An 18,519-nucleotide genomic window follows, 5' to 3' on the forward strand; every position below is an offset into this window, starting at 1 on the left:
ATGCCGTGACGCTGCCTCCCCTCATCGCATTCAGACAGGTCTCGAAATTCTACGGCCGCGGCGAAGCGACGATCCGGGCGCTCGACCGTGTCGACCTCTCCATCTCGGCGGGCGAATTCGTGTCGATCATGGGACCGTCAGGTTCCGGCAAATCGACGGCGATGAACATCATCGGCGGGCTCGACGTGCCCTCCTCCGGCGAATATCTGTTCCAGGGCATTCCGACGAGCGGCTTCGATCGCGCCCAACTGACGCTGCTGCGGCGGCACATGCTGGGCTTCGTCTTCCAGGGGTTCAATCTGCTTGCTCGGACATCCGCCGTCGAGAATGTCGAATTGCCCCTCGTCTATCGCGGCATGGACCATCGCGAGCGGCGCAAGCGTGCGCTCATCGCGCTCGAACAGGTGGGCCTCAAGGGACGCGAAGGGCATACGACCCAGGAATTGTCCGGCGGCCAGCAACAACGCGTGGCGATTGCCCGTGCGATCGTCACCGATCCGGCCGTGCTGCTCGCCGACGAGCCGACCGGCAATCTCGACACCAAGACCAGCATTGAGATCATGGAGCTGATCACCCGCCTCAACCGTGAGAACGGCATTACGGTCATCATGGTCACCCATGAGGAGGACATTGCCGCCTATGGCAGGCGCCTCTTGCGTTTCGTCGACGGGCGCCTCTCCGCCGACCAATCGCAGATCAGGGAGCCGGACCATGTTTCTTGAGACGGCGAAACTGGCCTGGCGGGCGATCCGCCGCAATATCCTGCGCTCCTTCCTCACCGTGCTCGGCGTCGTGATCGGCGTAGCGGCCGTCATCGCCATGGTGACGGTCGGCAACGGCACGACGGCGCGCGTACAGTCAGAGCTTTCGCGGCTCGGCACCAACACGCTTTTCGTGCGGCCCGGACAGTTCGGGCCCGGCCGCGCCAGCACTGAGGCGAAGCGTTTCAACGATAAGGACATCCTGGCGATCCAGGAGCAGGTGCCGGGCCTGAGAGCCGTCGCGCCGATGAACCGCGGCACGGCGACCGTGATCGCTGGAGGCGCCAACCATTCATCGAGCGTCATCGGCACCACCAACGACTATCTGGTCGCCCAGGACTGGGACCTGTCGCTCGGCCGCAACTTCCTGCCCAACGAGGATCGCGGCAGCCAGGCGGCCTGCATCATCGGTGAGACGGTGCGCAAGGAACTGTTCGGCTCGGCCAACCCTGTCGGCCAGAACATCCGCGTCAGCAATGTCGCCTGTCCGGTGGTCGGCGTATTGGCCGTCAAGGGTCAGTCGGGCCTCGGCGACGATCAGGACGACACGGTAATCATGCCTCTGAAACTGCACCAGCGGCGGATCGGCGGCACGACGACGATCGGCAGCATCATCCTTTCGGCGCAGGACGGGGTGGCGACATCCAAGGTACAGTCGGACGTGGAAGATCTGCTGCGCGAACGCCGCCGCATCGCGATCGGACGGGAAGACGATTTCTCCGTCAACGACATGTCGCAGATCGCCGCCGCCATGACCGGCACGACCGTGCTCCTGACCGGCCTGCTCGGCGCGGTGGCGGCCGTCAGCCTGCTCGTCGGCGGCATCGGCATCATGAACATCATGCTGGTATCGGTCACGGAGCGAACCCGCGAGATCGGCATCCGGCTGGCGATCGGTGCGCTGGAAAGACAGGTGCTGACGCAATTCCTTGTCGAAGCGGTGATGCTGTCGATCTTCGGCGGCGTGACCGGCATCGTTACCGGCCTTTTGCTCGCCTTCGGCGTGGTGAATTTCCTCGGCGTGCCCTTCGTGGCGAGCCCGACGATCATCCTGCTCGCCTTCGCCTTTTCCGCGGCGATCGGCATGGTGTTCGGTTATTTCCCGGCCCGGCGGGCAGCGCAGCTCAATCCGATCGAGGCGCTACGACACGAGTAACATCGGGGTGCCGAGGCTGGCACCACACTCGAACGTCATGCTCGAGGGCCTGTCCCGAGCATCTGCATCGGCCTGATGTGTTGAAGGGGCCTAGATCCTCGGGACGAGCCCGAGGATGACGAAAATGCGCGAAATGCCGACCACTGTGAGCGGTCAAACCCGCGCTTCCGCTTCGCGCTGTCTGGCCAGCGCTGCCAGATCCGCTGGCTTCAGTTCAACGGATTCCCCGCAGCCGCAGGCGGAGGTCTGGTTCGGGTTCACGAAGGTGAAGCCCGAGCGCATCTTGGTGACCTCGAAATCCATCTGGGTGCCGAGGAGATAGAGCACGGCAGACGGCTCGACCCAGACCCTTGCACCATCGCGCTCGATCAGGTCGTCCTTGGCATTCGGCTCGGTGACGAGATCGATCGTATATTCCATACCGGCGCAGCCGCCCTTTTTTATCCCGACACGGATGCCCTTGGCCTCCGGCCCGGAACTGGCGACGATCTGCTTGACGCGGATCGCGGCGGCATCGGTCATGGTCATCACTGCAAAGCCCATGGGCACATTCTCCTTCCACAGCAGGGGTAAAGGCCCTGAGTTTCTAGAATCCAATGTAATACCGGCCACTTGACCGATCAATACCAGCCGACGGCAACCTGAGCCTCTTCGGACATGCGCTCGGGGGTCCACGGCGGATCGAAGGTCATTTCCACTTCGACACCGGAAACACCTTCGATAGAGCCAACGGCATTCTCGACCCAGCCCGGCATCTCGCCGGCCACCGGGCAACCTGGCGCCGTCAGGGTCATGACGATCTTCACCATGCGGTCGTCTTCGATATCGATCTTGTAGATCAGGCCGAGTTCGAAAATGTCGGCCGGGATTTCCGGATCGTAGACCGTCTTCAGCGCTCCGATGATGTCGTCGCTCAAACGCGCCAGTTCATCGGCCGGGATGGCGGATTGGATGATCCCCTCCCGGGCGTCCCACTTCAGTTCCGTTTCGTCGACAGCCATGGCAAGCGTCCCCAAATAGCGAATTCAGGCAAAGAAATTGCGCGCATATTCCAGCGCGTCAGCCAGCGCGTCCACTTCCGCGCGGGTATTGTACATGCCGAACGATGCCCGGCATGTGGAGGTGACGCCGAAGCGTTTCAAGAGCGGCATGGCGCAATGGGTGCCGGCACGCACCGCGACGCCCCTGCGGTCGATCACCATCGATACGTCATGGGCATGGATGCCGGCAAGCTCGAAAGAGAAGATGCCGCCCTTGCCGGGTGCATTGCCGATGATGCGCAGCGAGTTGACCGCCCGCAGGCGCTCCGCCGCATAGGCCGCCAGATCCGCCTCGTGGCGAGCGATCGCCGCGCGCCCGACCTTGTCCATGTAATCAAGGGCATAACCCAGCCCGATCGCCTGGACGATCGGCGGCGTGCCGGCCTCGAAACGGTGCGGCGGATCGTTGTAGGTGACGACGTCTTCCGTTACGTCGATAATCATCTCGCCGCCACCCTGGAACGGCCGCATCTCCTTCAGCCGATCCGCCTTGCCGTAGAGTACGCCGATACCCGACGGACCATAGAGCTTGTGGCCGGTCATCACATACCAGTCGCAGTCGATATCGCGGACATCGACCGGCATGTGCACCGCGCCCTGGCTTCCGTCGATCAGCACCGGAATGCCGCGCTCATGGGCGATGCGGCAGACTTCCTTGACCGGCACGATCGTGCCAAGCGCGTTCGACATATGGGTGATGGCGACGAGCCTGGTCTTTTCCGTCAGCGACTTTTCGAAGTCCTCGATATGGAAAGCGCCCTCGTCGTCGATCGGCACCCAGACGAGCCTGGCGCCCTGCCGTTCGCGAATGAAATGCCAGGGCACGATATTGGAGTGATGCTCCATGATCGTCACGACGATCTCGTCGTCCGCGCCGATATTCGGCATGCCCCAGCCGTAGGCGACCGTGTTGATCGCCTCGGTCGAATTTTTGGTGAAGACGATCTCGTCGACCGAGCCGGCATTCAGGAACCGGCGCACCTTTTCGCGCGCCGCTTCATAAGCGTCCGTGGCCGCGTTCGAAAGATAGTGCAGGCCGCGGTGGACGTTCGCATATTCATTGGAATAAGCGTGGCTGATCGCGTCGATCACCACCTGCGGCTTCTGCGCGGAGGCGCCATTGTCCAGGTACACAAGCGGCTTGTTGCCATGCACCATGGTCGACAGGATCGGGAAATCCCGCCGGATGGCTTCGACGTCATAGGCGGTAACCGGTGTTGTCTGGTCCATTGCAGACCCTTTCGATTGTCGCCCGCGGACTATCGACGAGCGTCACCACTTGTTCCACGTCATCTTCGGCCTTGTGCCGAGGATCTATTCACGTCGCAACGAAATCAACCGTGCGCAGATGCTCGGTACACCCTCGGGTTTAACCCGGGGGCGAGCATGACGGAGGAGAGGTTGCGCCTCTCGCCCGTAATCTCAGGCATGCTTTTCCAGCCAGGCGGAGATGACGCCTTCGAGCGCCTCGACCAGCTTCTCGTCTTCCAGCTCCTCGACGATCTCCGCCACGAAGGCGTTGACCAGCATGGCGCGCGCCTTCTTTTCCGGAACGCCACGGGCCATCAGGTAGAAGAGATGGCTTTTTTCGATGTCGGCAACGGTAGCGCCGTGGCCACAAACCACGTCGTCGGCAAAGATTTCGAGCTCCGGCTTGGCCGAGAATCCACCCTCATCGGACAGAAGCAACGTGTTGCACGACATCTTCGCATCGGTCTTCTGGGCGTCGGGAGCAACCCGGATCATGCCCTGGAAGACGCCGCTCGCCTTGTCGAACACGACGTTGCGGATAATTTCCGTCGAGTTGGTATGCGGCACGTTGTGGCCGAGCACCAGCGTCACGTCCGTATGGCTGTCGCCGCCGAGCAGGTTGACGCCGCGCAACGTCAGCTCGGCCCCCTCGCCTTCGACGGCGATCCTGAGCTCCTGGCGCACCAGCTTGCCGCCGGCATTAACGACGAAGAGCCGCAGCTTGGCGTCCTTGCCGAGATTGACACGGATCTGACCAAGATGGGTGTCGGCCGCGCCCTGACGCTGCAGGATGATCCAAGTGACGTCGGCACCGTCTTCCAGCGCGATGTCGCTGATCGAGGATACGAGCGCCGCGCCGTCCGCCACCGACTGGTGACGCTCGACGATCGTTGCCTTGGAAGCAGCCCCGAAGGATGCCGGGAAGCGGGTATGGACCTGTCCGGCTGCATGCAGCGCCTGCAGTTCGATTGGCTCTTCGATTTCGGCATTGGCCGGGATGGCAAGTGCGAAACCATCGCGCACAAAGGAACCGTTGATGCGGCCGATCACATCGTCCTTGTCGAGCGCCGTCAGGCCGGCCGCGGCCGAACCATCTGCCAGCTTTTCCTTAAAAGCTTCGATCTGCACGCCTTCAACGGTCGCCCTGGCATCTGCCGCGCCCTGCAGCACGGACAGCACGCTCGAACCTTCGACCAGCGCCGCGACCGGATCGATCACCGATGCCGGCACCGCTTCCGGGACCATGCGAAGCAGGGTCTTGAGATCGGTATAGTGCCAGGCCTCGATACGACGGGTCGGCAGGCCGGCCTTCTTGAGGTCGTCCAGAAGCCGGTCGCGCGTGCCGATCACGGCGCCATTGCCCGGCAGTTCGCCGATCTGTGAGGCGAATGCCTCGACCAGAGCGGTTTCGGCGGCGGTCAGCCGCGTTGTCGTCTGCATGTTCATGACAGCATCCTTCCCCGCGCCTTAGGCCGCTTCCCCGATGATGTCCGCATAACCGTTCTCTTCCAGCTGAAGCGCCAGCGACTTGTCGCCGGAGCGGATGATCTGGCCCTTGTAGAGGACGTGAACGCTATCAGGCACGATGTATTCGAGCAGACGCTGGTAATGGGTGATGACGATGACGGCGCGATCCGGCGACTTCAACGCATTGACGCCGTCTGCAACGATCTTCAGTGCGTCGATGTCGAGGCCTGAGTCCGTCTCGTCAAGGATGCAGAGCTTCGGTTCGAGCAGCGCCATCTGCAGGATTTCGGCGCGCTTTTTTTCACCGCCGGAGAAACCGACGTTCAGCGGGCGGCGCAGCATGGCCTGATCGATCTTCAGCTTCTCGGCCGCTTCCTTGACGCGGCGGATGAAGTCCGGCGTTGTCAGCTCGGCCTCTCCGCGCGCCTTGCGCTGCTCGTTCATCGCGACCTTGAGGAATTGCATAGTGGCGACGCCTGGGATTTCCAACGGATACTGGAACGCGAGGAAAATGCCCTTGGAGGCACGCTCGGCCGGATCGAGTTCCAGGATGCTCTCGCCGTTATAGAGGATGTCACCCTCGGTGACCTCGTAGTCTTCGCGGCCGGAAAGGATGTAGGACAGCGTCGACTTGCCGGATCCGTTCGGGCCCATGATCGCGGCGATCTCGCCCGCCTTCACGGTGAGATTCAGGCCGCGGATGATTTCGGTGCCGTCTTCGGCGATACGGGCGTGCAGGTTCTTGATCTCAAGCATGGTAAAATCTCTTATCTGTTTGCAAAGAACGGGCGGCGAATTATTCGCTCAGCTCCATCCGTTTTTCGGGGCGGTCGAGGCGCACTTTGATGCTCGCAAGTTCGCCGTCATGAAGCACCTGAGAGCCAAGCAGCCCAGCCATGTGCTGGCGCATGACCAGCATTTCCGCTCGCACGCCGCCCATTTCTTCCTTCAACGAACTCATATCAGCGCGCATGACACGAAGATGTTCCAGAATGAGGTTTTCGACCTTCTCGTTCATCAGCCGACACTCCCCTCCAGCGAAATGCCGATCAGCTTCTGCGCCTCAACGGCAAATTCCATCGGCAGTTCCTGGATGACGTCCTTGACGAAGCCATTGACGATCAGCGCGATGGCTTCCTCTTCCGGAATGCCGCGCTGCATCACGTAGAACTTCTGGTCCTCGGAAATCTTCGATGTCGTCGCTTCGTGTTCGACCTGCGCGGAGGCGTTCTTCACGTCGATATAAGGCACGGTATGTGCGCCGCATTTGTCGCCGATCAGCAGCGAGTCGCAATTGGTGAAATTGCGCGCGTTCTCCGCCCGGCGATGCACCGAGACCTGACCCCGATAGGTGTTGTTCGACTTACCGGCGGAAATGCCCTTGGAGATGATGCGGCTCGACGTGTTCTTGCCGAGATGGATCATCTTGGTGCCCGAATCGATCTGCTGATGGCCGTTGGAAACGGCGATCGAATAGAATTCGCCGCGGCTCTCGTCGCCGCGCAGGATGCAGCTCGGGTATTTCCAGGTGATCGCCGAACCGGTCTCCACCTGTGTCCAGGAGATCTTCGAACGGGCGCCGCGGCAATCGCCACGCTTGGTGACGAAGTTGTAGATGCCGCCCTTACCTTCCTTGTCGCCCGGAAACCAGTTCTGGACGGTCGAATACTTGATCTCGGCGTCGTCCAGCGCAACGAGCTCGACGACCGCCGCATGCAGCTGGTTCTCGTCCCGTTGCGGCGCGGTGCAGCCTTCGAGGTAGGAGACATAGGCACCCTCCTCGGCGATGATCAGCGTGCGCTCGAACTGGCCGGTATTCTTCTCGTTGATGCGGAAATAGGTGGAAAGTTCCATCGGGCACCGCACGCCCTTGGGCACGAAGACGAAGGAGCCGTCGGTGAAGACCGCCGAATTCAGCGTCGCATAGAAATTGTCGGACTGCGGAACGACGGAGCCCAGGTATTTCTGCACCAGTTCCGGGTATTCGCGGATGGCCTCCGAGATCGACATGAAGATCACGCCAGCCTTCTGCAATTCCTTCTTGAACGTGGTCACGACCGAGACGGAATCGAATACCGCATCGACGGCCACTTTCGAGGTCTTCACTCCGGCGAGGATTTCCTGTTCCTTCAGCGGGATGCCGAGCTTCTCATAGGTCCTGAGAAGCTCCGGATCGACCTCGTCCAGCGATTTCGGACCGGTGACGTTCTTCGGCGCGGCATAATAATAGAGGTCGTTGAAGTCGATCTTCGGATAATCGACGCGCGCCCAGGTCGGCTCTTCCATGGTGAGCCAGCGCCTATAGGCTTCCAGCCGCCATTCCAGCATCCATTCCGGCTCCTGTTTCTTGGCCGAAATGAAGCGAATGATCTCTTCCGAAAGCCCCTTGGGCGCCTTGTCCACTTCGATGACGGTCTCGAAACCGTATTTGTACTGATCGATATCGATCCCTCGGACCTGATCGATCGTTTCCTGGACAGCAGGCATGTCATTCTCCAAATCTTGCCGGTTCAAATTCCGACAATTCTGTCATCTTGTCAGGGGGACATCAGCCACCCCTATGTAGGCGCCAGAAGGATGTTTTCACACCGTTTGGCAAGCGGAAATTTGTGTTTCCGCAATTTAAGCGCAGGTCACGCCGCCGCTCCTGCCGGCTTTCTTCGGCCGGCGATCTTGGCGAAGGCCGCGATCGCCTGTTCGATATCCGTTTCCGTCGTTTCGGGACCGAGCGAAATCCTGAGGGCGCCGAGCTTCGGATCGTGGCCCATGGCGGTCAGCACATGGCTTTCGCCGACCTTTCCCGACGAGCAGGCCGAGCCCGCCGAAATCGCCACCCCTTCGAGATCGAAGGCGATCTGCCCGGTCTCCGACCTCAGGCCCGACAAAGTGAAGAAGCAGGTATTCGCCACGCGCAAGGCATACTCGCCATGGATGATCACATCGGGCGCCGCCTGGCGCATGCCTCGCTCCAGACGCTCGCGCAGCAAGCCGATCGCAACATTGCGCTCGTCGAGGTTTTCGCGGGCAGCCTCCGCCGCCGCGCCAAACCCCGCGATCGCGTGGAAATTCTCCGTGCCGGAACGATGACCCTTTTCCTGGCCGCCGCCGCGAATGAGCGGTTTCGGCATCAGCACCTCACCGCGTGAAACCAGAGCACCAACGCCTTTCGGGCCGCCGATCTTGTGGGAAGACAGGATCAGGAAATCCGCATCCAGGCCATTGATATCCACCGGAATGCGACCGACCGCCTGCACCGCGTCGACCACCATCAGCCCGCCATGGGCATGGGCAAGCCCCGCCGCTTCCGCCACCGGCTGGACGATCCCGGTCTCGTTGTTGACCAGCATGACGGCGACCATCGGCATGCCGGTGCCGCGATCGTGCTCCGCGAGCAGGATTTCGAGCCCCTTGAGATCGAGGATTCCATCACGCGTGACCGGAACTTCCGCAACGTCGGAGGGATCGAAACGCCCCCCTTCGCGGATCGCCGGATGTTCGATCGCCGAAACGTAAAGCCGACCGACGGTCAAGGGCGCCCGGCCCATCCTGAACTCCGGCGTCAGAACGTGATTGGCCGCTTCCGTCGCTCCGCTGACAAAAGTGACATGCGCAGCCTCGGCGCCAACCAGCGACGCGACCTGCCGGCGGGCCCTGTCGATGGCGGACCGCGCCGCCCTGCCCTCGCCGTGGACGGAGGAGGCATTGCCCGGCAATTGCAGCGCATCGAGCATGGCGGCGCGGGCCGGCGCGCTCAAGGGCGCCGTCGCGTTCCAGTCCAGATATATGCGTTCACGCGCCATTGCCTTTTGAAGTTCCGTTCCCAGATAGCAGTTGCGTTTGCAGATAGCAGGCCAGAGCCCCGCATTTTCCTTGAAATTTCCTTGAGCCTTGCCTTATGAGACATGGCACCGGGCGCTGATCGAGATGCGCCCAAAGTTTCGAATGGTTCTAAACTGTGTTTTAGAAAAGCTGAGCCGCTTCGTCAAGTCAAACTCGACGTGATGACCGGTTTGGAACCTGACACGTTGACCGGAGTACCAATGCCCGAAGTCATTTTCAACGGCCCCGCCGGCCGCCTGGAGGGACGTTACCAGCCTTCCAAGGAAAAGAGCGCCCCGATCGCCATCATCCTGCATCCGCATCCGCAGTTCGGCGGCACGATGAACAACCAGATCGTCTACCAGCTGTTCTACATGTTCCAGAAGCGCGGATTTACCACGCTCCGGTTCAATTTCCGCGGCATCGGGCGCAGCCAGGGCGAGTTCGACCACGGCGCCGGCGAGCTTTCGGATGCGGCTTCCGCCCTCGACTGGGTGCAGAGCCTGCATCCCGATTCGAAGAGCTGCTGGGTGGCGGGTTATTCCTTCGGCGCCTGGATCGGCATGCAGCTTCTGATGCGTCGTCCGGAAATCGAGGGTTTCATGTCGATCGCACCGCAGCCGAACATCTACGACTTCTCCTTCCTTGCCCCCTGTCCGTCATCCGGTCTGATCATCAACGGCGACAGCGACAAAGTGGCGCCGGAGAAGGATGTCAACGGGCTGGTCGAAAAGCTGAAGACCCAGAAAGGCATCCTCATCACCCACCGCACGGTCGACGGCGCCAACCATTTCTTCAATGGGCAGGTGGAAACGCTGATGGCCGAATGCGAGGACTATCTCGACCGCCGGCTGAACGGCGAACTGGTGCCGGAGCCGGCCGCCAAACGCATCCGCTGAAGCGGATTTCCGAGAATACAGACGGCCGCAGAAGCGGCCGTTTTCATTTCACGGATCTGATTGCCGTCACACCTGCGAAGCCCGGCGGTCGAGCCTGCTTTACCCGGTTGCGCCCCGAACGCTTGGCCTCGTAGAGCGCCATATCCGCATCACGCATGGCGTCCGCGAAGTTTCCATCGCTTCCGAGTTCCGCCACGCCGAAGCTCGCGGTGATTGCAAAGGAATCGGGTAATGCGCCGATGGCGATCCTCATCGTCCCGCCCCGGAGAGCCTGGGCGAACAGCACGGCCATGTCGATCGTCGTGTTTGGCAGGAAGATTACGAATTCCTCGCCGCCCACCCGGCCGACGACCGCATTCTTCGGAGCACTCGCCTGCAGCAGTTCCCCGAAGGCCCGGATCACCAGGTCGCCGCCATGATGGCCGTAAGTGTCGTTGACGTTCTTGAAATGGTCGAGATCGCAGATCACGACCGCATGCGCGGTCTTCGGCGCCAGCGCCAGCGCCGTCTTCACGCCATTTTCGAAGCCCCGGCGATTGGCGAGGCCCGAGAGCGCGTCCTTTTCTGAATTGCTGCGTTCGTCGGCCATGATTTCCAGGACCAGAACCGACAGAAGCGTCAGACCGACGGCGACGATGAGCACCGCCGTCGAGCTTTGCGAGATCAGCGCGTAGTTCGTGTGTATGTAGTCCTTGGCAGTCGTCCCGGCGCCGGCCAGAACCGCAAATCCGGCCTTGACGAAAAAATGCAGCCCCGTCACGGCGAGCAGACCGCCGAGAGCCCGATCGATCGGCAGGCGGCGGCCGGAGGAAAAAACGGCTGCCGCGCTCGTCAAGACCACCAATGCGAACGGCGTCTGGTAAGAAAAGGAATGCATGAGGGTGCCGCGCGGCAGATCGTATATCAATATGTCGAGTAAAGTCGCGGCCACGAGGAAACTGCCGGCCCAGGGAAGATTGGCCTTCACGCCATACAGGTCCCCAATGCCGACCCGCAGCAGGATCAAGCCGCCGAGGACGGAGGCGAAGGCGCCGATCGCCCAGAATTTCGCGAAGTCCGTGTAGGCGACCAGAAGCTCGCAGATTGCCGAGAGCGACGCTACGGCAAATCCTGCAGCAAACCAGAGGGCTGCGGTTCGGGAGCGGCTGCGGGTCGAAACTACGGCAAACATCGCCGCGAATGACGCGGCGATGACGAAATTCACCGCCAGGAAAAAAGCTGCCCCGTTCATCAACCCATCAACGCAGGCGGCCTGTACGCCACCCTTTTAGCGTGTCCCGGCCGGATGTTAGGGGTACATGAAACAAGAAAACGTTAATGCCTGGGATATTGGTCCACAATTGATGCAGAAGATCCCGGCAGGAGGCATTCGCGGCGCTGATCCAACCGAGCATCACTTTTGAAGTGATTACCGTCCAAAACAGTGGTAGACGCGCGGCATTACAGCAAAACACATCCTGCCAGAGATAGGTCATGTCCAGGTTCAAGTCCGATTTCCTCCGCATCCTCGACGAACGCGGCTTCATTCACCAGATCTCCGATCCGGAGGGTCTGGACAAGCTCGCCGCCACGAGCCGCATCAGCGGATATGTCGGTTACGATGCGACGGCGACCTCGATCCATATCGGCAATCTCATCACCGTCACGATGCTCTACTGGCTGCAGGAGACCGGCCACCAGGCGATCAGTCTGATGGGCGGCGGCACGTCGATGGTCGGCGATCCGTCCTTCCGCGACGACCAGCGCCAGCTTCTGACGCCTGAGAAGATCGCCACCAATATCGAGAGCATCAAGAAGGTCTACTCGAACATCCTTCGCTACGACGGATCCAATCCGGCCATCATGGTCAACAATGCCGACTGGCTGCTGGAGCTGAAGTATGTGGAATTCCTGCGCGACGTCGGCCGCCATTTCTCGGTCAACCGCATGCTCTCCTTCGACAGCGTCAAGCTGAGGCTCGACCGCGAGCAGTCGCTGTCCTTCCTCGAATTCAACTACATGATCATGCAGGGTTACGATTTCACCGAGCTCAACCGGCGCTACGGTACCGTGCTGCAGATGGGAGGGTCGGACCAGTGGGGTAATATCATCAACGGCGTCGACCTGTCGCACCGCATGGGCGGCCCGCAGCTCTACGCCGTCACGACCCCGCTCCTGACGAAATCCTCGGGCGAGAAGATGGGCAAGTCGGCGTCGGGCGCCGTGTGGCTCAACGGCGATCTCTTCAGCCCCTACGATTTCTGGCAATATTGGCGCAACACGGAGGATGACGACGTCACCCGGTTCCTGAAGATCTTCACGCGCCTGCCGCTCGACGAGATCGCCAGGCTCGGCGCGCTCGGCGGTTCGGAAATCAACGAGGCGAAGAAGGTTCTCGCCACCGAAACGACGGCGATCGTCCATGGCCGGGCAGCTGCGGAAGCAGCCGCCGCGACGGCCCGGACCACCTTCGAGGAAGGCAGGGTTGCCGAGAACCTTCCGTCGATCGATGTGCCCTCCGCCGAACTCGAATCCGGCCTCGGCCTGCTGTCGCTGATCGTGCGCGCCGGCCTTGCGGCTTCGAACGGCGAAGCACGCCGCCATGTGCAGGGCGGTGCGGTGCGCATCAACGACGAGGCGGTCAGCGACGAGCGCAAGATGGTCGGCAGCGGCGAGATCACCGGCGACGGCGTCATCAAGCTGTCGCTCGGCAAGAAGAAACACATCCTGGTGCGTCCGGCTTGACGGATATCGGCACTTGACGGCAGGAGGGCCGCGTTGCGGCCCTTTTGCATTCCACAGTCATGGATCAACCGCCTGGCGGCATCATCACGGTAACACCGATGGAGCCGGCTTTTCCGATATCCGACGCGAGGCGTTCGGCCAGATCTTTGTTCATGTTGGAAAGAAGGAAGTATCGATTGGTAATCGGTGCCGTGATCACCGGCAACCAGACCGCCTTGCCGTTGAGTTCGATCGACATATTGCGGCCGACATTTCCGGTTGTCAGACGCTCGATGATCTCGCCTGAAGGTGCGGACAGGTAGATCATTACGCCATAGGAGCCGTTGTCCGGGTCGTTTTTGACTTTGGCATCAAGAACATCAAGGGTCTCAGCTCCGGCTAGGCCGGCCGATGCAATGAACAATGCCAATGCAAAAGGTACTCTCTTCATCACCCGTTCTCCGCTACGACCTCGGCAAGATAGCGCGCCGCCGATGATTGGCAACGAACGAGATTTTACCCTCCGGTTTCGCAAACCGGCGGGTTCGGCGGGCCACGGTTACTGGAACTCGAAAATCTGCCGGAAGATGCCTGGAGCGATCAGGGACAGGGGATTGACGGTCAGTTTCGGCTTGTCGAACTGCCCCTCGAGCTTGAACGTGATGCCGACGAGGCCGCGGTCACGGCCGTTGCCGAGGATCTCGCCGATCAGCGGCAGTTCGCCGAACAGGCGGTTCAGCCCATAGGCCGGCATGAACGTTCCCGTCATGTCCATGTTGCCCTTCGCATCGCGCACCAGGCCCTGGAACGTCGCGCCGATCTGTTCGCCGCGAACGACGCCGTTTTCGATCGCGAGCGCCCCGTTGCGGTAGAGAAGGCTTGCAAATCCGCGCTGGAATTTTGCGGAAGTCACGTCGATGTTGCGCCTGGTGGCGGTGTTCAGGCTGCGTCCTTCCTGATCGGCGGTGGAAACCAGCGATTCGAGCTTCTGTTCGTTGACGAGGGAGAAGCTGCGCAGATCGACTGAACCGGCCCAGGCGTCGCCCTGTTCCTTCAGGCGCAGGTTCAGGAGACCGCCGCGCATGTTACCGTAGAGGTTCATGAAGCGGATGAACGCGCCGGCATCGCCGCTGGTGATCGAAATCGTGTCGCCGCCTGTCATCTGACTGACAACCGCCTGCCCACTCTCCGTCACCCCGGAAAAATCAGCCGTCGCGATATCGCCTCCGCGGCTCGAAAAGAGCAAGGACACGTTGGAGAGCGCCTGATCGTTGAAGCCTATCATGCGGTCGATCCTGGCGCGCACCGTCGCGTTGCCGTTGTCGTCGCCGCCGGGTTTGCCGCCGCCTTTTCCACCCGCGCGAAGCTTGGTGATCACCGGGCGAAGGTCTACGACGGAACCGGTTATCGACACGTCGAAGTTTCCCTTGGCGCGCTTGACCGAAACCGCATAATTGTCGGAAGGCGAAAGCTGCATATGCGAGAAATCCGCCGAATTCAGCGAACCTCCGTTGAGCGCCAGGGCGCCCTTGGCCCCGAAACCGTCGCCGGAAAGTTCGAAATTGCGGATCTCGGTATGCTCCCCCTCCCCGGAAAGTTCGAACTGCGCCTTGGCGGGAATGCCGCCGCCCTTGGTCCAGCCGACCCACGGCACGGAAAGCGTCGCGCGGCCGAGATCCAGGGAGACGGCCTGGCGGGTCTCGTCGATCCGCGTCAGCTGCGCGGTTACCGTGCCGTCGATCATGTCGGAAAGGCCAGGCGCCAGCTTCTCCCGCTGGTCGTTGTTGAGCACGGTCCTAATGATCCGTTCCCGCTTCACGGGAGACGCGTTATCGACCGGTTCGACGACCATGAGATCGGCCGGCACGTCGTCGATCGTACCCTTGGCGACAAGACGCGCGGCCTTCGTGTCGATGTCGAGCGTCCCGTCCAAGGCCCCGATCCTGTGGCCGGAGAACTGCGGTGCGAGGTTTACCTTGTCGAGATCGATATGGGCGTTCCAGGTGGGCTTCGGCGGATTGTGCGCGTTGATGAGGCCCATGCGCGCCTTGAGATCGATGCGAGCATGTCCGGAAAAATCCTCGGGCTTGAAACCGGTCCCCTTGAGTGCGTTGATGGGGCGGAAATTCGACAGTTCCGTCACCGCATCGGCGGGGCCGGCCAGATTCAGCGCCAGGTCGGCCATCAGCGGCTTGGCGTAGGTCGAAGGGATGGAGAAGCGGCCTCCCTCCACGGCGACGAAACGGCCCGAAGGGAAAAAAGACGCGGCGCGCGCGACATCGACCTGCATTGCCTCGCCCTTCAGATCGAACCGGCCGTCGATATCGCGCAGCGGCGGAACGTCGCCGGGCAGATTGATGCGCACGTCCGCCATATCGAAGCTGATCTGCAGCTCGTTGCGGTTAAGCTCCATCGGAATGCCAGGCCCCTTCATCCGGCCGGCCGGAATGAAGACGGCAATCGAACCGTTGGTTACGGTGCCGCCGAACATGTTGTCCATGACCCATTCGCGCGGCTTGCGCGCCATCCAGAAGGGCCAGAGCTGCTTGACGCCCGTCACCTGCATGTGCGGCAGCTGCGCGCCGAAACTGATCTCCGGCGACTGGTCGCCGAAACGGACCTTCAGCGCACCCGCCATCCGGCCAAGCGGGCTCGAAACGCCCATTTCGTCGAACTGCAGCTCCCGGTCGGCGGCAAGGTAACGGCCGTTTGCCTTCAGATCGAAGCGGGCCGGTTGCTCGCTTGCCGTGGCTCCCACCGCGGTGCCGCCGCTGATCAGGAGATCGAGGCCGAAGCCGATCCGCTTGTCATCGGGATTGAGCCGGTTCAGGTCGATCACCGCACCGGTAAACGGAAGGATGGTCGGCCCGAAACGGGCTTCGGATTTCAGCAGCTCGACCGAGTTCTTGGCGAAATCATACGCGATGTTGATATCGGCGCCGGTGAAAGTCTGCTCGAGCCCGTCGAAATAGAAGCGACCGGGAGATTGACGCAGTTTGGCGGTGATGGAGGGCTTGGTCGTCTCGCGGGAGCGCACCGCCGCCAATTCCAGGTCGAGCGTACCCTCGATGCCCTCGCGAGGCTGGCCGCCATCTGTCCGCTGCAGCAGGAACGGCGTCATTTCAAGCCCCGTCAACGTCGCGGAGAGAGATGTGGTAACCCCGTCCACGGCCTTGGAGGCCACCACCAACGTGGCTTTGCGGTCGTTGAGGCGGATCTCGCCGTTGATCTCGACCTCCCCCTCGGCGCTGCGGGCGAGTTCCAGATCATCGACGACAAGGCTGATGGGTTTGCGGCCCGGCGCCGCCGGCAGCAGGACCTCGATGCCGGAAATGCTGACAGAACCGGTGCCAGTCCGTTCGATCAGGCCTTTCGCCTCATCGAGACGCTGGAAGGCTTGTTCCAGAACGGCCGGCATGGCATCGACGCGCACTTCCGAGAGCGGCATCGGATCGCCGGAGGGCAGTTGCGCGGTGTAGAGGCGGATATCTTCCGCCTCCATATGCTTGATCGAGATACGGCCGCTCAGAAGCGCCAACGGATCGACCGCCATCCGCATGGCACCGGTGCGACTTAAATGCTCGCCGGTTGCCTGTTCGATCACGTCGACGTCGCGCGCCTCCAGCGCCAGGCGAAACCCCGAATCGAAACGTATCGCCGTCGAGCCGAGCGAAGCCTTATAACGCGGGCCGATGGCGTCGTTGAGGGCGCTCTGCGCCCGGGCCGACAACGTACCGTCCACAATGCCGGTTTCTATGGCGAAAACCGCGCTGCCGGCGGCGAGAATCACCAGCATCAGAAACAGCACGACGGTCTTGCCCAGCCTTCTCATCCGCGAACGCGGCGGCGGGCAATGGACGATGACCGGATCCTCCACCTGAGCGGAGGGAAGTTCATGCAGCGGAACGATTTCCTTCCTGTTGAAACTGACCCTTTCTCCGCGAATTTCCGCCATCAGGTTGAGAACTCATCTTTCCGCAGCCGCGACCGATCCGGCCACGACTGATCTGGACGTCGTCACGGCCAATATATACCGATTGCTTCGATTATCACCCAGGATGCCGGCAAAAGAAAGGAAATCCATGTCTGCTCTGACTATTGGCGACATCGCACCGGACTTCGAAATTCCGCGCGACGGCGGCGGCACGGTGTCTTTGAGCGCATTTTCCGGCAGGCCGGTCGTGCTTTATTTCTATCCCAAGGACGACACCGAGGCCTGCACCAAGGAGGCCGTCTCGTTCACCGCGCTTCTGCCGGAATTCCAGAAGGCGGGCGTCCCGGTGATCGGCGTTTCCCCGGACAGCGTCAAGAAACACGACAGGTTCGCCAGGAAACACGCGCTTTCGATCATCCTCGGATCGGACGAGGATACCGCCCTTGCCAATCTCTACGGCGTCTGGAAGGAAAAGATGATGTACGGCCGCACCTATATGGGCGTGGAACGCACCACCTTCCTGATCGGCGCAGATGGAAAGATCGCCAGGATCTGGCCGAAGGTGAAGGTCGCGGGCCATGTCGAGGAGGTGCTGGAAAACGTCAGGGCGCTTTAGGCGGGGAATGCGATGGCGGACGAATTTGCGATCACGTCACTGAGAGGCGGTGCGACCGGGGCCATCCTGTCGGCCGATCTCGACACCAAGACACGTCTGGCGCAGGAGACCGCCACACGGTGGTTCGAGCGCCGGCTTTCGCTGCGTTCTCCCCTCGATCCGCCGCTGCCGGACCGTCCCGGCCGGCCGGCCAAACCCGAACTCGTACCTCCGAAGGCGGTGGCGAAGCGGTCGCTGCATACGCAGCAGGGCCGAATCGCCCTCCTCCACTCGATCGCCCATATCGAACTCAATGCGGTCGACCTGGCGCTCGACATCGTCGCCCGCTTCGCGACGGAACCGGTGCCGAACTCGTTTTTCGACGGCTGGATGCAGGTCGCCTTCGAGGAAGCCAAGCACTTTCGCATGGTGCGCGCCCGCCTGAACGACATGAGGGCCGACTATGGCGACATGCCGGCTCATGACGGGTTGTGGCAGGCGGCGCATTCGACCCGCAACGACCTGACGGCGCGGCTTGCGGTCGTGCCGCTCATCCTCGAGGCGCGCGGTCTCGACGTCACGCCCTCGCTACAGGCCAAGATGCGGGAAACGGGCGATCTCGAAAGCGCGGCCGTCCTCGACGTCATCTACAACGACGAGAAAGGCCATGTGGCGATCGGCGCGAAATGGTTCCGCTTTCTCTGCGCCCGCGAGCGCAAGGATCCGGCCGCCACCTTCCAGCAGCTGGTCCGCGCCAATTTCCGCGGATCGCTGAAGGCGCCTTTCAATGATGTCGCCCGCGCGGAGGCCGGTCTTACCCCTTCCTTCTATCGATCGCTGACGTCGACCAGCAACGGCTGAACAGCCGGAAATAAAGCAATCGTTAACCATATC

At 61.7% G+C, this 18,519-nt stretch carries 18 protein-coding genes; 6 read left to right on the top strand and 12 right to left on the bottom strand.

All coding sequences use genetic code 11. The annotated features are described in order from the left end of the window. Positions 1–5: 5 nt before the first annotated feature. Together DMO26_RS06300 and DMO26_RS06305 are read left to right on the top strand one after the other, a co-directional pair. Positions 6–722, top strand: coding sequence for an ABC transporter ATP-binding protein (locus tag DMO26_RS06300; protein WP_117191184.1), 717 nt, complete (start codon positions 6–8; stop codon positions 720–722). Beyond that, positions 712–1,917 (top strand): ABC transporter permease, encoded by a 1,206-nt coding sequence (locus DMO26_RS06305; RefSeq protein WP_117191185.1) that lies wholly within the window; start codon positions 712–714, stop codon positions 1,915–1,917. The genes DMO26_RS06300 and DMO26_RS06305 overlap by 11 nt, the downstream gene beginning before the upstream one ends. Before the next feature lie 153 nt (positions 1,918–2,070). Here DMO26_RS06305 and sufA read toward each other — a convergent pair whose 3' ends face one another. The 8 genes from sufA to DMO26_RS06345 form a co-directional block, all read right to left on the bottom strand. Then, on the bottom strand, positions 2,071–2,460 hold the full coding sequence (sufA, locus tag DMO26_RS06310; RefSeq protein ID WP_117191186.1) for a Fe-S cluster assembly scaffold SufA: 390 nt from the start codon (positions 2,458–2,460) through the stop codon (positions 2,071–2,073). A 77-nt stretch (positions 2,461–2,537) separates the two neighbouring features. Continuing rightward, a complete protein-coding gene (locus tag DMO26_RS06315) occupies positions 2,538–2,918 on the bottom strand; it encodes an SUF system Fe-S cluster assembly protein (protein ID WP_117191485.1) in 381 nt (126 codons plus the stop codon). Between the two features lie 24 nt (positions 2,919–2,942). Next, entirely contained in the window at positions 2,943–4,187 is a 1,245-nt protein-coding gene (locus DMO26_RS06320) for a cysteine desulfurase (protein WP_117191187.1), read from the bottom strand. Positions 4,188–4,379: 192 nt separating this feature from the next. Next, positions 4,380–5,654, bottom strand: coding sequence for a Fe-S cluster assembly protein SufD (gene sufD, locus DMO26_RS06325; RefSeq protein WP_117191188.1), 1,275 nt, complete (start codon positions 5,652–5,654; stop codon positions 4,380–4,382). Positions 5,655–5,675: 21 nt separating this feature from the next. After that, positions 5,676–6,431: a Fe-S cluster assembly ATPase SufC gene (sufC, locus tag DMO26_RS06330; protein WP_117191189.1), complete on the bottom strand. Its 756-nt coding sequence runs from the start codon at positions 6,429–6,431 to the stop codon at positions 5,676–5,678. Positions 6,432–6,471: 40 nt separating this feature from the next. Continuing rightward, positions 6,472–6,693, bottom strand: a complete 222-nt coding sequence (locus DMO26_RS06335) for a hypothetical protein (protein ID WP_117191190.1) — start codon at positions 6,691–6,693, stop codon at positions 6,472–6,474. Further along, a complete protein-coding gene (gene sufB / locus DMO26_RS06340; RefSeq protein WP_117191191.1) occupies positions 6,693–8,162 on the bottom strand; it encodes a Fe-S cluster assembly protein SufB in 1,470 nt (489 codons plus the stop codon). Before sufB ends, DMO26_RS06335 begins: the two co-directional genes overlap by 1 nt. Positions 8,163–8,308: 146 nt before the next feature. Continuing rightward, a complete protein-coding gene (locus DMO26_RS06345) occupies positions 8,309–9,475 on the bottom strand; it encodes a cysteine desulfurase family protein (RefSeq protein ID WP_117191192.1) in 1,167 nt (388 codons plus the stop codon). A 240-nt stretch (positions 9,476–9,715) separates the two neighbouring features. Here DMO26_RS06345 and DMO26_RS06350 point away from each other — a divergent pair, with 240 nt between their 5' ends. Beyond that, positions 9,716–10,393, top strand: coding sequence for an alpha/beta hydrolase (locus tag DMO26_RS06350; protein WP_117191193.1), 678 nt, complete (start codon positions 9,716–9,718; stop codon positions 10,391–10,393). A gap of 43 nt (positions 10,394–10,436) precedes the next feature. Here DMO26_RS06350 and DMO26_RS06355 read toward each other — a convergent pair whose 3' ends face one another. Together DMO26_RS06355 and DMO26_RS33580 are read right to left on the bottom strand one after the other, a co-directional pair. Further along, on the bottom strand, positions 10,437–11,624 hold the full coding sequence (locus DMO26_RS06355; protein ID WP_117191194.1) for a GGDEF domain-containing protein: 1,188 nt from the start codon (positions 11,622–11,624) through the stop codon (positions 10,437–10,439). A 7-nt stretch (positions 11,625–11,631) separates the two neighbouring features. Continuing rightward, positions 11,632–11,880 (bottom strand): hypothetical protein, encoded by a 249-nt coding sequence (locus DMO26_RS33580; protein WP_162894747.1) that lies wholly within the window; start codon positions 11,878–11,880, stop codon positions 11,632–11,634. Between DMO26_RS33580 and tyrS the strand changes: the two genes are divergently transcribed. Next, positions 11,867–13,117 (top strand): tyrosine--tRNA ligase, encoded by a 1,251-nt coding sequence (gene tyrS, locus DMO26_RS06360; protein ID WP_117191195.1) that lies wholly within the window; start codon positions 11,867–11,869, stop codon positions 13,115–13,117. The two genes, DMO26_RS33580 and tyrS, sit on opposite strands and share 14 nt — an antisense overlap. A 64-nt stretch (positions 13,118–13,181) precedes the next feature. Here the strand turns inward: tyrS and DMO26_RS06365 are convergent, their stop codons facing one another. Together DMO26_RS06365 and DMO26_RS06370 are read right to left on the bottom strand one after the other, a co-directional pair. Further along, the gene (locus DMO26_RS06365; protein WP_162894748.1) at positions 13,182–13,547 is read right to left on the bottom strand and encodes a SecDF P1 head subdomain-containing protein; all 366 of its coding nucleotides are present in this window, start codon (positions 13,545–13,547) and stop codon (positions 13,182–13,184) included. A 108-nt stretch (positions 13,548–13,655) separates the two neighbouring features. Next, entirely contained in the window at positions 13,656–17,051 is a 3,396-nt protein-coding gene (locus tag DMO26_RS06370; RefSeq protein ID WP_117191197.1) for a YhdP family protein, read from the bottom strand. A 127-nt stretch (positions 17,052–17,178) separates the two neighbouring features. On the opposite strand from DMO26_RS06370, the gene DMO26_RS06375 reads away from it, so the two are divergent. After that, the gene (locus DMO26_RS06375) at positions 17,179–17,646 is read left to right on the top strand and encodes a peroxiredoxin (RefSeq protein WP_117191198.1); all 468 of its coding nucleotides are present in this window, start codon (positions 17,179–17,181) and stop codon (positions 17,644–17,646) included. A gap of 12 nt (positions 17,647–17,658) precedes the next feature. After that, on the top strand, positions 17,659–18,486 hold the full coding sequence (locus DMO26_RS06380; RefSeq protein WP_117191199.1) for a ferritin-like domain-containing protein: 828 nt from the start codon (positions 17,659–17,661) through the stop codon (positions 18,484–18,486). Positions 18,487–18,519: the final 33 nt, after the last annotated feature.

Origin of the sequence: Rhizobium terrae, assembly GCF_003425685.1 — a bacterium.
GTDB classification, from domain to species: domain Bacteria; phylum Pseudomonadota; class Alphaproteobacteria; order Rhizobiales; family Rhizobiaceae; genus Neorhizobium; species Neorhizobium terrae.